The organism is Streptococcus sp. Marseille-Q6379 (assembly GCF_965119505.1).
This window is the reverse complement of record NZ_CBCPLV010000001.1, coordinates 959,824-974,581: the sequence shown is the minus strand read 5'-3', so window position 1 is coordinate 974,581 and position 14,758 is coordinate 959,824. Positions and strand designations below refer to the sequence as shown.

Genomic DNA, 14,758 nt, shown 5'->3' with positions numbered 1-14,758 from the left:
TAAGGAGCAATAAAGAGCAGGTAAATTATGTTTCGTATTTTAAAATTTGATGATGACTTTGTTTATCTCAGTCATCCTGACGGGCGACTTAAGAAAATAGATCGCACGCTTTTTGATTTTGATATAAAATTAGGAGACCGTATTGATGTCTACCAAGATGGGGACTTGACCGTTGTTACTCCGGCAGAAGTTCAAACGGACTTGAGCTTAGAGGGAGACAAATCTGTTAAATCACACCTCTTGCAAGGAATTTTAGATCTTTTCCTTGAGACTCTTAATATTCACAACAATCATTTGGGTGACTTGAAGAAGATTTTCACGCAATTATTGATTACACTCTTCATGGCTTGGAGCTTGCTAGGTGTTATTCTGGTTGAGATTCTTCTTTTCGCAGAATCGATTATTGTTTTCCTATGGAGACTCTTAGTTCGTCTTATTAAGTGGATGCATATTAAAGACAACACTAAGGTCTTGATTGATGAGACGCAAAAACGTCATGCTAAGCGTGAGCGTCAAAAAGCTCAAAGACTTGAGCAGGAAAGACGTCGTCAGGAAGAGCTAGAAGAACGTGAATACCTTCGTGAAACAGAACGTCAAAAGGAACTCATGATTGTTGAAGCTAGCCTTAGTCAGGAAGCAGAGCGTGAGAGCCTTTCAACTAGCCTTGCTTTGGAGCAAGCAGGTGCCTCAAGTCAATCTGCTAGTGAAGACTTGGTCGAAGAAAGCCAGTCAACTTCAGAGTCAGAAGTGATGTCTGAATAAGCAAAGTCTGAAAAATAGAACAAAAAAAGAACTGAGAGTTAAAATCTCGGTTCTTTTTTGTATGAGAAAAGCACCAGAGGTGCTTGTGAGAGGTGACTAAAGTGTTTTTTCAGAGTCACGAACAATGAGCAAGTCAACTTTTGCGTGACGGAGAATGTATTCAGAAGATGAACCAATAAGCAAGCGTTCAAAAGTATTGAGACCAGTGGCACCAACCATAATAAGGTCAACATTTTCCTTATCAGGGATATCAACAGCCAAGAGGCTCTTAGGATTACCGAACTCAATAACTTTGCGAATCTTGGTTAAACCAGCTTCTCTGGCTTGGCGTTCAAAGTCAGCCAAAACAGCTTTAGCTTCGTCTTCTAGTTTTTCATAGATATAAGAGTCGAAAGTCGCAACGCTTTGAAGGGCGCGTGTATCGATAACGTGTACCAATAGTAACTGAGCATTATTACGTTTTGCAACGTGCACACCTTTAATAAAGGCCAGTTCTGATTCGTAAGAACCGTCGACAGCTACCATAATACGTTCATATTGTTGAGACATAAGCTCTACCTCCTATCTTTAGCTTTATTATACTCCTTTAATTTAAAAAATGAAAGCGTTGTTATGGATTTTCTGAAATCTTTTTTTGACTGCTTACTTTAGGATGTCCGTAGTAATGTGAAGATTTCAGTATTATCTAAAAATTGAAGATTGCATGAAAAAGAGGTATAATACAATCTGTTATTAGCTTCGTAAGAAACATGATAATTAAACAATTGGAAGACAAGTCTTCAGAAATGATACCAAATGGCTGAGCCTAAATAAAGTTGGTGTCAATAAAAGTGGAAATCCCCATCAGGTGTTGAATTTTCTTATTTTCTGCTAGATGTATCTGCTTTTAGTATCTTTTGAAAGGATTAACTTATGAAAACATTTGATAAATCATCAAAGTTGGAACACGTTGCCTATGATATTCGTGGACCAGTTTTGGATGAAGCCAACCGTATGATTGCTAACGGTGAAAAGATTCTTCGTCTTAATACGGGAAATCCTGCGGAATTTGGCTTTACAGCACCGGATGAAGTCATTCGTGATTTAATTATGAATGTTCGTAACAGTGAAGGGTATTCGGATAGTAAAGGGATTTTCTCAGCTCGTAAGGCGATTATGCAGTATTGCCAGTTAAAGGGATTCCCAAATGTAGATATTGATGATATTTATATTGGTAATGGTGTTTCAGAGATGATTTCCATATCTATGCAGGCCTTGCTTGATGATGGAGATGAGGTCTTGGTCCCAATGCCAGATTATCCTCTTTGGACAGCCTGTGTCAGTCTAGCAGGCGGTAATGCCGTACACTATGTATGTGATGAAAAATCTAACTGGTATCCAGATATTGATGATATCAAATCAAAGATTACGTCAAATACTAAGGCAATTGTAGTCATCAATCCCAATAATCCTACAGGTTCGCTCTATCCTAAGGATGTTCTTGAACAGATTGTGGATATTGCTCGACAAAATGATTTGATTATCTTTGCGGATGAGATTTATGACCGCTTGGTTATGGATGGTAAGAAACATACTGCAATCGCTAGTCTTGCACCAGATGTCTTCTGCGTGTCTATGAATGGTCTTTCTAAGTCTCACCGCATCTGTGGTTTCCGTGTGGGTTGGATGGTTCTCTCTGGACCTAAAAAGAATGTCAAAGGCTATATTGAAGGGCTTAATATGTTGGCTAACATGCGTCTCTGTGCCAACGTGCTCTCTCAACACGTTATTCAGACTTCACTTGGTGGCTACCAATCCGTTGATGAGCTCTTGATTCCTGGTGGGCGTATCTATGAACAACGTGAGTTTATCACGAATACCGTAAACGCTATTCCAGGGCTATCAGCTGTTAAGCCAGATGCAGGGCTTTACATCTTCCCTAGGATTGACCGAAACATGTATGATATTGAAGATGATGAAGAATTCTGTCTTCGTCTCTTGAAGAAGGAGAAGGTTCTCCTAGTTCCAGGTAAAGGCTTTAACTGGAATGAACCAGATCACTTCCGTATTGTCTATCTTCCTCGAGTGGAAGAGTTGGCTGATCTCGGTAATAAAATCGAACGAGTCTTGTCATATTACAAGCGCTAATTCCTTAAAAAACTGGACAATAAGGCTTGTCCGGTTTTTATTGTTTCTAAAAGGGGGATATGTTTGAGCAAAATCTGAACATTCTTCCTAAAAATGCCATAATATACTTAATATAATGAATAGTAGAATAATAAATAATTTTCAGACAATTGTTTGCAATTTCTGGGTTAAGTGTGCTATAATGATAGGGCTAGTGGGTCTTGACGCAGAAGATTAGTACAAGGCTTGATATTATTATGACTACAATAGAAAGTGAAGACAATAAATATGGCAAATTTGCTGGCTAAAACACGTAAAATTACATCTATCTTGCAACGCTCAGTAGACAGCTTGGAAGGAGATCTTCCATACAACAACATGGCTGCTCAATTGGCGGATATCATTGATTGTAACGCTGCTATCGTTAATGGTGGTGGTGCTCTCCTTGGTTTTGCCATGAAGTACAAAACCAACAATGATCGTGTAGAAGAGTTTTTTGAAGCTAAACAACTTCCAGAAGAATACACACGTGGTATCAGCCGTGTTTATGATACTCAAGAAAACATTGGTATTGACAGTGACTTGACCATTTTCCCAGTGGAGTCAAAAGATGACTTCCCAGATGGTTTGACTACAATTGCCCCTATCTATGGTGGTGGTATGCGTCTTGGTTCTTTCATCATTTGGCGTAACGATCATGATTTTGTGGATGAAGATCTTATCTTGGTTGAGATAGCCTCTACGGTAGTTGGGTTGCAGTTGTTGAACCTTCAAACAGAGAACTTGGAAGAAACGATTCGTAAACAAACAGCTATTAACATGGCTATTAATACCTTGTCTTACTCAGAAATCAAGGCAGTTTCAGCTATCTTGAACGAGTTGGACGGTTTGGAAGGTCGCTTGACAGCATCTGTTATCGCTGACCGTATCGGAATTACGCGTTCAGTTATCGTTAATGCCCTTCGTAAGTTGGAATCAGCTGGTATTATTGAGAGCCGTTCACTCGGTATGAAAGGGACTTATCTTAAAGTCCTTAACGAAGGTATCTACGACAAATTGAAAGAATACGAATAAGAAGAATACTGAAAGAGAGTGAGGTAGGAGGACCTGCCCCACTTTTTTTAAAAGGAGAAAGTAGCATGAAAAAGGCATTGATATCAATTGATTACTCTTATGATTTTGTGGCAGATGATGGGAAGTTGACGGCTGGTAAGCCTGCCCAAGCCATTGAAGATCGTATTGCTCAGGTAACTCAAGAAGCCTATGACAATGGGGATTATATCTTTGTTGCCATGGATCGACATGATGAAGGAGATACCTTCCATCCTGAGACTAAACTCTTTCCACCTCACAATATTGCAGGGACATCTGGGCGAGAACTTTATGGTAAGTTAGCTGGTGTATATGATGCCATCAAGGACGACCATCGTGTCTTTTGGATGGACAAGCGACACTATTCAGCCTTTTCCGGAACGGATTTAGATATTCGTTTACGTGAGCGTCGTGTGACGACAGTTGTTTTGACGGGAGTTTTAACAGATATTTGTGTGTTACATACGGCTATTGATGCTTATAATTTGGGCTATGATATCGAGGTGGTAGAGAGTGCAACAGCCTCCTTGACGCCTGAAGCTCATGACTTTGCTATTGGACATTTTAAAAATGTTCTTGGAGCAACAATTGTGGAGTAAGAGTTAGTTCTTACTCTTTTTTTATCATTGTCATAATGGAGAGAGGATTGAGAGTGGGAATCTGTCCTACTCTCAATTTTTTGTCTAAAATCATAGGATAGTATCAGTTTTCCGTAGTTTACTATAAGAAAACGATTACATGCTATTGTATACTATTACCATATTAAGTCGAAAGATATAGGAGGTAGAATAATGACTAAAAAATTAACTTTTCCTGATGGATTTTTGTGGGGTGGAGCGACGGCAGCCAACCAATGTGAAGGTGCCTATGATGCTGATGGGCGTGGTTTAGCCAATGTTGACGTGGTACCAATTGGTGAGGATCGCCTTTCGATTATTACTGGACGTCGCAAGATGTTTGATTTTGAGGATGGTTATTTTTATCCAGCTAAGGAAAGCATCGATATGTACCACCGTTACAAGGAAGATATTGCTCTCTTTGGTGAAATGGGCTTTAAGACTTATCGACTTTCTATTGCTTGGTCACGTATTTTTCCTAAGGGTGATGAGGCTGAGCCAAATGAAGCTGGGCTTGCCTTTTACGAGGACCTCTTCAAGGAATGTCACAAGCATGGCATTGAACCTTTGGTGACGATTACACACTTTGATTGTCCAATGCACTTGATTACCGAGTATGGAGGATGGCGTAATCGTAAGATGCTTGGCTTCTATGAAAATCTTTGCCGTACCCTTTTCACACGCTTTAAAGGTTTGGTTAAGTACTGGCTCACTTTCAATGAAATCAACATGATTCTCCATGCCCCATTTATGGGAGCAGGACTCTGCTTTGAAGAGGGTGAGAATGAGGAGCAGGTTAAATATCAGGCTGCTCACCATGAGTTGGTAGCCTCAGCTATGGTGACGAAATTGGCTCATGAGATTGACCCTGAAAATAAGGTCGGTTGTATGTTGGCAGCAGGTCAATATTATCCAAATACAGCCCATCCACGTGACTACTGGGCAGCTATGCAAGAAGACCGTAGTAGCTATTTCTTTACTGATGTTCAAGCTCGTGGAGAGTATCCAAATTATGCTAAGAAACAGTGGGAACGTGATGGCATTGAGCTTGAGAAGACGGAAGAAGATTTGGCCCTTCTTAAAGAGCATACTGTTGATTTTATTTCCTTCTCTTACTATGCAAGTCGTGTGGCTTCAGGTGATCCAGAAGTTAATGAAAAGACTGCTGGAAATATCTTTGCCTCTATTAAAAATCCCTATTTGGAAGCTTCAGAGTGGGGCTGGCAAATTGACCCACTAGGTCTTCGTATTACCCTCAATGCTATTTGGGATCGTTACCAAAAACCGATGTTTATCGTTGAGAATGGTCTTGGTGCTGTGGATACGCCAGATGAAAATGGCTATGTTGAAGACGATTATCGTATCGACTACTTGGCAGCCCACATCAAGGCTATGCGTGATGCTATTAATGAAGATGGTGTAGAGCTTTGGGGCTACACAACCTGGGGCTGTATCGACCTTGTTTCTGCTGGAACTGGTGAAATGAAGAAACGTTATGGCTTCATCTATGTGGACCGTGACAATGATGGTAATGGTAGCCTTAAACGCTCTAAGAAGAAATCATTTAACTGGTACAAAGAAGTTATCGCAAGTAACGGTGCCTCTGTAGAATAGGGTGTGAGTTCTCGACTAATGACATCTATGAGTTGAGAGGTGTTGGGTGTTCTAAGCCATGTGCTAGTCTGAATCCTGTTTTACGCATATAACGAGCACTAAGAGAAAATTGATCTCCATTTAAAGTCAGCCTTAGGGTTGGCTTTTTTTGTAAGGGGTAGAAATTGTAATGTTTTCTAAAAAATGATATTCTTGTTAGAGTTTGAGAGGAAGAAAACATGGGTAAAAAATCAGTTGTATTTGTAGCTGAGCTATCCTATATGGAAAAGTTAGAGGTAGCTCTTAAATCTTTGTGTGCACATAAAGGGCAGTGGAAAATTTATGTGCTAAATGAGAATTTACCAACAGAATGGTTTACGTTGATGAATCTTCGTTTAGAAGCTATTGATTCTGAAATTCTTAATTGTCGTGTGTCTGCAGAAAGCTTTAAACAATTTTCGCTTCCAAGTGCGCATATTCATTATGCGACTTTTTTCCGTTATGTGATTCCCGAGTTTGTTCAAGAAGATCGTGTTCTCTATTTAGACTGTGACATGATCTTCACGCAGGATTTGTCACCACTTTTTGAAGTAGATTTAAACGAATTTGGCATTGGAGCGGTAGTGGATCGTCCGACGACGACAGAAGGTTTTAATGCTGGTTTGATGGTTATTGATACCGATTGGTGGCGACAACACAAGGTGACAGAGTCTCTTTTTGAATTAACTAAGGAACATCACCAAAATGTTTATGGCGATCAAGGGATTTTGAATCTTTATTTCAAGGACTCTTGGCACCAACTTCCATGGACTTATAATCTCCAAGTAGGCTCTGACAAGGATCAGTACAGATATGGGGACTTGGATTGGTATGATATTTTTAAAGGGGTGCCAGCGGTTATTCATTACACCTCTCACAATAAACCTTGGACCTCTAAGCGTTTCAATCGTTTCAGAGATATTTGGTGGTTTTATTATGCCCTATCTTGGGAAGACATCTTATTGAGAAAGCCATCCTTAAAGCTTAGCTTTAGTGATATGGTAGGTGATTTTCCTTACCATACGGCTATTTATACTAATACGGCAGACATCTTTGAATTGGAACATTTACTGCAGGCTCTTCCAGATGTAGCTTTTCATGTTTTGGCTCATTCTCATTTCGGGTTTAATTTGGTAAAATTGGAGCAGTATCCAAACCTTATTCTCTATCCATCCTTTGATCCATTGACCAGTCGAAAGGTTTTGGAAAAAATAGATTTTTATTTGGATATCAACCCATTTGACGAGGTTGATCATATCACAGAAACGATTCATCAGTTGGGTCTTCCAATTTTCTCTTTTGAAGGGACCAATCATGACCACACTGGGAAAAATCAAGTGTTCAAGAATGACCAAGTAGACCAAATGGTAGAGGCAGTTCGAGACTATATAGATACGATTGAGAGATAGACCATGGAAAATAAAGAAGTAGTGAGTATTGTGATTCCCATTTATAATGTGGAAGCTTACCTGAAGCAGTGTTTGGAAACGATAGTGAATCAGACTTATCCAAACCTTGAAATCATTCTTGTCAATGATGGTTCTCCTGACAATTCAGAGGAGATTTGCAGGGAATTTTTCAAGAGAGACCAACGTATTCGCTATGTGCGACAAGTTAATGGGGGCTTATCTGCAGCCCGAAATACAGGAATTGACTTAGCCACAGGTGATTACATCACTTTTGTAGACCCAGATGACTGGGTAACAGAGGATTATGTGGAGACCTTGTACACTCAGCTTAAAAAGTATGAAGCAGATGTTTCTATTGCCAACTATAACTTGTTCAATGAAAGTACAAGTAAGTTCTTGATTAAGGTAACGGAGAACGATTATTCTGAAACCCTTTATGAGGGGAGAGACATTATAGATCAGGATGCCATCCAAGAGACAAGAGATATGGCCTGGGCATGTGCCATGATGAAACTCTACAAGATTTCCTTATTCGAGGACCTTCGTTTTCCTGTCGGGAAAAATGTCGAAGATAATTTCCTGATGTATAAACTCTTGTTAAAGGCCAATCGTGTGGTTCATACTGAGAAATGTATCTACTGGTACCGAGTGGGTCGTAAGGATACGCTGTCACAGGTCTGGACTGAGAAGCGTGTTTTAGATGAGATGGAAGCTAAGAATGAAAAACTAGCTTTGCTAGGTATGTTGGGCTATGATTTGACCTGGCACCGTTATATTTATAAGACGCGTCTAAAACGGGCGATTGAAAAGATGGAAGAAGCTAATCTTCAAGATACTGAGACCTATAAGACGGCACAGGTTAACTTGAGATTTTTGGAGCAATAAAGGTCAAGGGTTAAGCTATTATAGCTTGGATTAGTCAGAAAGGATAACTATGCTCATTATTGCACAAGAACCTAGTCAGGCAACGGAAAAACTGAGAAGATCACTAGACTCCTTTGGTATTCAGTCGCGTGTGTTTTACACGAATTTTGAAACGGATATTGATAAGGACACTATTAGTTTAGCATCGTCATTTATTTATTCCTCTGAGGAAGATTATCAAGGGAAACCACTCTTTTTTAACGATTTGTCAGTTCCTCTATATTGGGAATTGTGGACTTTGGGGATTACGACCTATATTTTTGATGGTCAAGACCGTCGTGCTAGTGTCATTTTTCGTGACAATCTAAAGGAACGTACGGTCAAACAAGTCCAATGGTTTGGACAAGGGGAAGAAGTTGTTGCGATAGACGACTATAATCGCTATGGCTGGCGTACCAAACAGCGTCTTCTGGATGATCAGGGACAAGGCATTATGGATATTTACTTTAATCGTAATCAAGAAGAGGTCTTGCTTCACTATATTCAAGATGGGTACTTGATTGATCAGGGATTTGAAGGAAGAGATAGGATTTTCTCGGGTAGGGAAGAATTAACCAAGGTTGTTTTGAATCAAATCCTAAAGTCAGACGAAGCTATCATCTGTATGGATTCCAATCTAATCCCGATTTTGCAGACCTTGAATGCTAATCGTCTGGTCTATTGCTCCGACAGTCATGATGGTCTTGAGTTTATTCAAAGTCAAGTGAATCATGTTTTGATTACTAATTATTATCCACAAGAGGAACGTTGGTCAGGCATGATTTATTTAGCTGGTGCTAAACAAGAAGGTTCTCAGACTTTTGTGCCTCAGGCTATGGTGATGACTGCTTCTGAAAATATTGAGGGACTTGCTGACTTGGTTGATGCTTTTCCGGATATTGACTTTCACATCGGAGCCCAAACTAGTATGGGACCTAAATTGACTTGTCTCGAAGATAAGGGAAATGTCCATCTTTACCCAGGGATTCGTCAGGAGAAATACCAAGAGCTACTAAGGAAATGTTTCATTTATTTAGACTTGAATTATGGAAGTGAAGTATCTGATGCAACATTGGATGCGATTGAAAATGGGCAGCTACTTTATGGCTTGGAATCAACGGTTCATCGTCACTACTATAAGGACTTACCAACGGTCTATACTTCCTTAGAGGAACTAGAGCAAGGTTTCCGACAACTCTTACAGCAACCAGAGTTTTACCCTAAGGCTCTTGAAAGTCAGAAAGAGGTTTTGAAACTCGCCGAGAGAGAAGAAATCTTAGCTTTCTTTACTAGATTGAAGGGGGAAGAAGATGACAATTTACACCTTTAACCTATTGGTGGGCTTTGAGCCTAATGGTGTTGACGTGGCCCAGGCGTCGAGAGCTTTGATGCTACGTGAATTAAATGAGCCTGCTAAGTTTGTCTTTACGACTTGGCCACAACCCTATAAATTAGACTATTATCTTTCTTTAGGGCATCGCTACGAGGAACTCCTCCATGCCTATCTTAGCTTTACAGATCAAGACAGTCATATCCCATCCTTGACAGTGGGGGCCTTGCAGCAAAAATTTAAGTTGACACGTCTAGATTTGAAGAGTCAAAGCGAAACAGACTCTGTTTATGTCTGTTCTGATGGCACTTCTTTAGTCTTCAAGATGGATTCCTACCAAAAAGGTTGTGTGCGGTATGTGGATTACCACGTCAATGGTATGCTTTTAAAACGTGAGTGGTATGGAACAAGTAAATTAGTCACAGAATACTTTGAAAAAGGCATTATCATCAGGAGAAGTTATCACAATAAAGATGGTCGCATCGCCTTTGAAGAACTCAAGCAAGGGACCAGCTGGTTATATAGGTTGGGAACTGAGATTTTAGTAACAAAAACAGAGGTCATGCGTTGTTTTCTAGCAAGACTTCCATTGATAACTGCGGATACCTTGTTGCTGGATAGGGCCTCCTTGATGGAGTTTATGCGACCGATTTATGAATTGAATACACCTGCAAAGTTAGGCTTCGTTTTTCATTCAGAGCATGAGTTTGAAAATGGCGACCTCTACTATGAGTATTATTACATCTTTAAGTACGCCCAACGTTTTGATTTCTTTATTACAGCTACGGAGGCACAAAAGGCTGTTTTAGAGAATACCCTGAAAAAGCAAGGTGTAACAGATGCTAGTATTCATGACCTAGCAGTAGGACATTTGGATAACCTTAGTTTTCCAGAGGAGCAGAGGAAGCCTCTTAGTTTGATGACGGCTTCGCGATTGGACCCACGTAAACGCTTGGATTTAGCTATAAGAGCAGTCGCCCTTGCTCATGAAAAAGAGCCAAATCTTCACTTTGACATCTACGGCAAAGGTGGCGAGCAAGAGAATCTACAAGATCTGATTGATACTCTTGGGGCAGGTGACTTCATCCAACTTCGGGGTCATGCGGATTTGCGTGAAGTTTACCCACAGTATGAACTTTATGTCACCGCCTCTCAGTGGGAGACCTTTGGTTTGACTCTGATGGAAGCGGTGGGAGCAGGTCTAGCCTTGGTTGGTTTTGACGCCCGTTATGGCAATCCAACTTTCATCAAAGATGGTAAAAACGGCTTTCTGGTCCCTTATAGCGAGACTATGGATGAGGATCTACTTGTTTCTCAGATGACCGACAAGATTGTATTTGCCTTAGAAAGTGATCTTGAGTCTATGCACCAAGCCTCATATGAGTTGGCAAAACAGTATTTGAAACCTGAAATTCTAGAAGCCTGGAGAAAGCTCTTGATAGCCATACGATAAGTGTTTTGAAAAAGCTCTATTTCTTGAAACTGTAGTGACAAAAAAGTTACTACAGTTTTTTTATCCTCCAAGCAAAATAGGCCTAATTATGGTAAAATAGAACGTATTGAAAAATCATCATTTCACGAAAGGAAGCAAGATGAAAATTACGCAAGAAGAGGTAACCCACGTTGCCAATCTTTCAAAATTGAAATTCTCTCCAGAAGAGACAGCTGAGTTTGCGACAACCTTATCGAAGATTGTTGATATGGTGGAATTATTGGAAGAAGTGGACACAACAGGTGTTGCCCCAACAACGACCATGGCGGATCGCAAGACTGTATTGCGTCCGGATGTTGCTGAAAAAGGGACAGACCGTGACCGCTTGTTTAAAAATGTACCTGAAAAAGATAACTACTACATTAAGGTACCAGCTATCCTAGAAGATGGAGGAGATGCCTAATGTCATTCAACAATAAAACCATTGAAGAGTTGCACGACCTCCTTGTCTCTAAGGAAATTTCAGCAACCGAATTGACCCAAGCAACACTTGACGATATCAAGGCGCGTGAAGAAGCGGTCAATGCCTTTGTGACGGTGGCTGAAGAAGCAGCACTTTCCCAAGCTAAGGCTATTGACGAAAAAGGAATCGATGCAGATAACCTCCTGTCAGGGATTCCACTCGCTGTCAAAGACAATATCTCAACAGATGGTATCTTGACGACTGCTGCTTCAAAAATGCTCTACAACTACGAGCCTATCTTTGATGCGACAGCTGTTGCCAATGCAAAAGCCAAAGATATGATTGTCATCGGGAAGACCAACATGGATGAATTTGCTATGGGTGGATCTGGTGAAACTTCATACTATGGACCAACCAAGAATGCTTGGGACCACAGCAAGGTGCCTGGTGGATCTTCTAGTGGTTCAGCAGCTTCTGTCGCTTCAGGGCAAGTTCGTTTGTCTCTTGGTTCTGATACCGGTGGTTCTATCCGCCAACCAGCTGCCTTCAACGGGATTGTTGGTCTCAAGCCAACCTATGGAACAGTTTCTCGTTTCGGTCTTATTGCCTTTGGTAGCTCACTTGACCAGATTGGTACCTTCTCACAAACCGTTAAGGAAAATGCCCAATTGCTCAATGTCATTGCCAGTGAAGATGCCAAAGATTCAACTTCAGCGCCAGTACGCGTAGCCGATTTTACTTCTAAGATTGGTCAAGACATCAAGGGCATGAAGATTGCCCTTCCTAAGGAATACCTCGGTGAAGGAATTGACCCAGAAGTCAAAGAAACTATCCTTAATGCGGCGAAGCACTTTGAGAAATTGGGAGCAACTGTCGAAGAAGTCAGCCTGCCTCATTCTAAATACGGGGTTGCCGTTTATTACATCATTGCTTCATCTGAAGCTTCATCAAACTTGCAACGTTTCGATGGTATTCGTTATGGTTTCCGTGCGGAAGATGCCAAGAACTTGGATGACATCTATGTGAACACTCGTAGCCAAGGCTTTGGTGATGAAGTGAAACGTCGAATCATGCTGGGTACCTTTAGTTTGTCATCTGGTTACTACGATGCTTACTATAAGAAAGCTGGTCAAGTCCGTACCCTTATTATCCAAGATTTTGAAAAAGTCTTTGCGGATTACGACCTCATCCTTGGTCCAACAGCTCCAAGCGTGGCCTTTGATTTGGATTCGCTCAACCATGATCCGGTTGCCATGTACTTGGCTGACTTGTTGACCATTCCAGTTAACTTGGCAGGTCTTCCAGGAATTTCGATTCCTGCAGGTTTTGCGCAAGGTCTTCCAGTTGGTTTGCAGTTGATCGGTCCTAAGTATTCGGAAGAAACCATCTACCAAGCTGCAGCTGCTTTTGAAGCAACAACGGATTATCACAAGCAACAACCCCTTATTTTCGGAGGTGACAATTAATGAACTTTGAAACAGTCATCGGACTTGAAGTCCATGTTGAATTGAATACAAACTCAAAAATTTTCTCACCAACCTCTGCCCACTTTGGGAACGAGCAAAATGCCAATACCAATGTGATTGACTGGTCTTTCCCAGGGGTGCTTCCTGTTTTGAACAAGGGTGTTGTGGACGCTGGTATTAAGGCTGCTTTGGCCCTGAATATGGATATCCATCAGCACATGCACTTTGACCGTAAGAACTATTTCTACCCTGATAATCCAAAGGCCTACCAGATTTCGCAATTTGACGAACCAATCGGTTACAACGGTTGGATTGAAGTGCAATTGGAAGATGGCTCAACTAAGAAAATCGGGATTGAACGTGCCCACTTGGAAGAAGATGCCGGTAAGAACACCCACGGAACAGACGGTTTCTCTTATGTAGACCTCAACCGTCAGGGGGTGCCATTGATCGAGATTGTCTCTGAAGCAGATATGCGTTCTCCGGAAGAAGCCTATGCTTATTTGACAGCTTTGAAAGAAGTCATTCAATACACAGGTATTTCTGACGTCAAGATGGAAGAAGGGTCTATGCGTGTGGATGCCAACATTTCCCTTCGCCCATACGGTCAAGAGGAATTTGGTACCAAGACGGAGTTGAAAAACTTGAACTCTTTCTCAAACGTCCGTAAAGGTCTTGAATACGAAGTGGAGCGTCAAGCGAAAATCTTGCGTTCAGGTGGTGTTATTCGTCAAGAAACACGCCGTTATGATGAGGCCAACAAGAGCACGATTCTTATGCGTGTCAAAGAAGGGGCAGCGGATTACCGTTACTTCCCAGAACCAGACCTTCCCTTGTTTGAAATCTCAGATGAGTGGATTGAGGAAATGCGTACATCATTGCCTGAGTTTCCAAAAGACCGCCGTGCTCGCTATGTGGCAGAGCTTGGCTTGTCTGACTATGATGCCAACCAATTGACAGCTACTAAGGTCACATCTGACTTCTTTGAAGCAGCCGTAGCCCTTGGCGGAGACGCTAAACAAGTGTCTAACTGGCTCCAAGGTGAAGTGGCTCAATTCTTGAACGCAGAAGGTAAAACGCTTGAAGAAATCAAGTTGACACCAGAAAACTTGGTAGAAATGATTGCCATCATCGAAGATGGAACCATCTCTTCTAAGATTGCTAAGAAAGTCTTCGTTCATTTGGCGAAAAACGGTGGAGGTGCGCGTGAATACGTCGAAAAAGCTGGATTGGTACAGATTTCAGACCCTGAAGTCTTGATCCCAATCATCCACCAAGTCTTTGCAGAAAATGAAGCAGCCGTAGACGACTTCAAGTCAGGGAAACGTAACGCTGACAAGGCCTTCACAGGCTTCCTCATGAAAGCAACCAAAGGCCAAGCCAACCCACAAGTAGCCCTCAAGCTACTTGCCCAAGAATTGGCGAAGTTGAAAGAAGAATAATAGATAAAGAACCAGCCGAGAGGTTGGTTTTTTATCTATTATTAGGGTATACAAAAACTCCTAACGAGTGGAGTTCGTAGGAGTTTTTGAAAAAGACTAAGTGA

The 14,758-nt window shown here is 41.2% G+C and carries 13 protein-coding genes; 12 read left to right on the top strand and 1 reads right to left on the bottom strand.

The window, feature by feature from the left end; genetic code table 11:
- The first annotated feature begins 27 nt into the window (after positions 1–27).
- Positions 28–762: a hypothetical protein gene (locus ACWPVZ_RS04865; RefSeq protein ID WP_347100380.1), complete on the top strand. Its 735-nt coding sequence runs from the start codon at positions 28–30 to the stop codon at positions 760–762.
- 96 nt (positions 763–858) lie between these two features.
- Here the strand turns inward: ACWPVZ_RS04865 and ACWPVZ_RS04860 are convergent, their stop codons facing one another.
- On the bottom strand, positions 859–1,311 hold the full coding sequence (locus tag ACWPVZ_RS04860) for a universal stress protein (RefSeq protein WP_002884397.1): 453 nt from the start codon (positions 1,309–1,311) through the stop codon (positions 859–861).
- Positions 1,312–1,674: 363 nt separating this feature from the next.
- Between ACWPVZ_RS04860 and ACWPVZ_RS04855 the strand changes: the two genes are divergently transcribed.
- The 11 genes from ACWPVZ_RS04855 (at position 1,675) to gatB (ending at position 14,654) form a co-directional block, all read left to right on the top strand.
- Positions 1,675–2,889: a pyridoxal phosphate-dependent aminotransferase gene (locus ACWPVZ_RS04855; RefSeq protein WP_004183315.1), complete on the top strand. Its 1,215-nt coding sequence runs from the start codon at positions 1,675–1,677 to the stop codon at positions 2,887–2,889.
- 267 nt (positions 2,890–3,156) lie between these two features.
- Positions 3,157–3,942 (top strand): GTP-sensing pleiotropic transcriptional regulator CodY, encoded by a 786-nt coding sequence (gene codY / locus ACWPVZ_RS04850; RefSeq protein WP_002884784.1) that lies wholly within the window; start codon positions 3,157–3,159, stop codon positions 3,940–3,942.
- A gap of 65 nt (positions 3,943–4,007) precedes the next feature.
- Positions 4,008–4,559 carry a cysteine hydrolase family protein gene (locus tag ACWPVZ_RS04845; RefSeq protein WP_454381198.1) on the top strand — a complete coding sequence of 184 codons (552 nt, stop codon included), beginning with the start codon at positions 4,008–4,010 and terminating at the stop codon, positions 4,557–4,559.
- A 192-nt stretch (positions 4,560–4,751) separates the two neighbouring features.
- The gene (locus ACWPVZ_RS04840; protein WP_454381196.1) at positions 4,752–6,191 is read left to right on the top strand and encodes a 6-phospho-beta-glucosidase; all 1,440 of its coding nucleotides are present in this window, start codon (positions 4,752–4,754) and stop codon (positions 6,189–6,191) included.
- Positions 6,192–6,409: 218 nt separating this feature from the next.
- Positions 6,410–7,618, top strand: a complete 1,209-nt coding sequence (locus tag ACWPVZ_RS04835; protein WP_454381194.1) for a glycosyltransferase — start codon at positions 6,410–6,412, stop codon at positions 7,616–7,618.
- Positions 7,619–7,621: 3 nt separating this feature from the next.
- Positions 7,622–8,503 (top strand): glycosyltransferase family 2 protein, encoded by an 882-nt coding sequence (locus ACWPVZ_RS04830; RefSeq protein ID WP_454381192.1) that lies wholly within the window; start codon positions 7,622–7,624, stop codon positions 8,501–8,503.
- Positions 8,504–8,552: 49 nt separating this feature from the next.
- Entirely contained in the window at positions 8,553–9,851 is a 1,299-nt protein-coding gene (locus ACWPVZ_RS04825) for an accessory Sec system glycosyltransferase GtfB (RefSeq protein ID WP_454381190.1), read from the top strand.
- Positions 9,832–11,304 (top strand): glycosyltransferase, encoded by a 1,473-nt coding sequence (locus ACWPVZ_RS04820; protein WP_454381188.1) that lies wholly within the window; start codon positions 9,832–9,834, stop codon positions 11,302–11,304. The genes ACWPVZ_RS04825 and ACWPVZ_RS04820 overlap by 20 nt, the downstream gene beginning before the upstream one ends.
- 139 nt (positions 11,305–11,443) lie before the next feature.
- Entirely contained in the window at positions 11,444–11,746 is a 303-nt protein-coding gene (gatC, locus tag ACWPVZ_RS04815) for an Asp-tRNA(Asn)/Glu-tRNA(Gln) amidotransferase subunit GatC (protein WP_002884769.1), read from the top strand.
- Positions 11,746–13,212, top strand: coding sequence for an Asp-tRNA(Asn)/Glu-tRNA(Gln) amidotransferase subunit GatA (gene gatA, locus ACWPVZ_RS04810; protein WP_454381182.1), 1,467 nt, complete (start codon positions 11,746–11,748; stop codon positions 13,210–13,212). The genes gatC and gatA overlap by 1 nt, the downstream gene beginning before the upstream one ends.
- Entirely contained in the window at positions 13,212–14,654 is a 1,443-nt protein-coding gene (gene gatB, locus ACWPVZ_RS04805) for an Asp-tRNA(Asn)/Glu-tRNA(Gln) amidotransferase subunit GatB (protein WP_454381180.1), read from the top strand. Before gatA ends, gatB begins: the two co-directional genes overlap by 1 nt.
- The last annotated feature ends 104 nt before the right edge of the window (positions 14,655–14,758 follow it).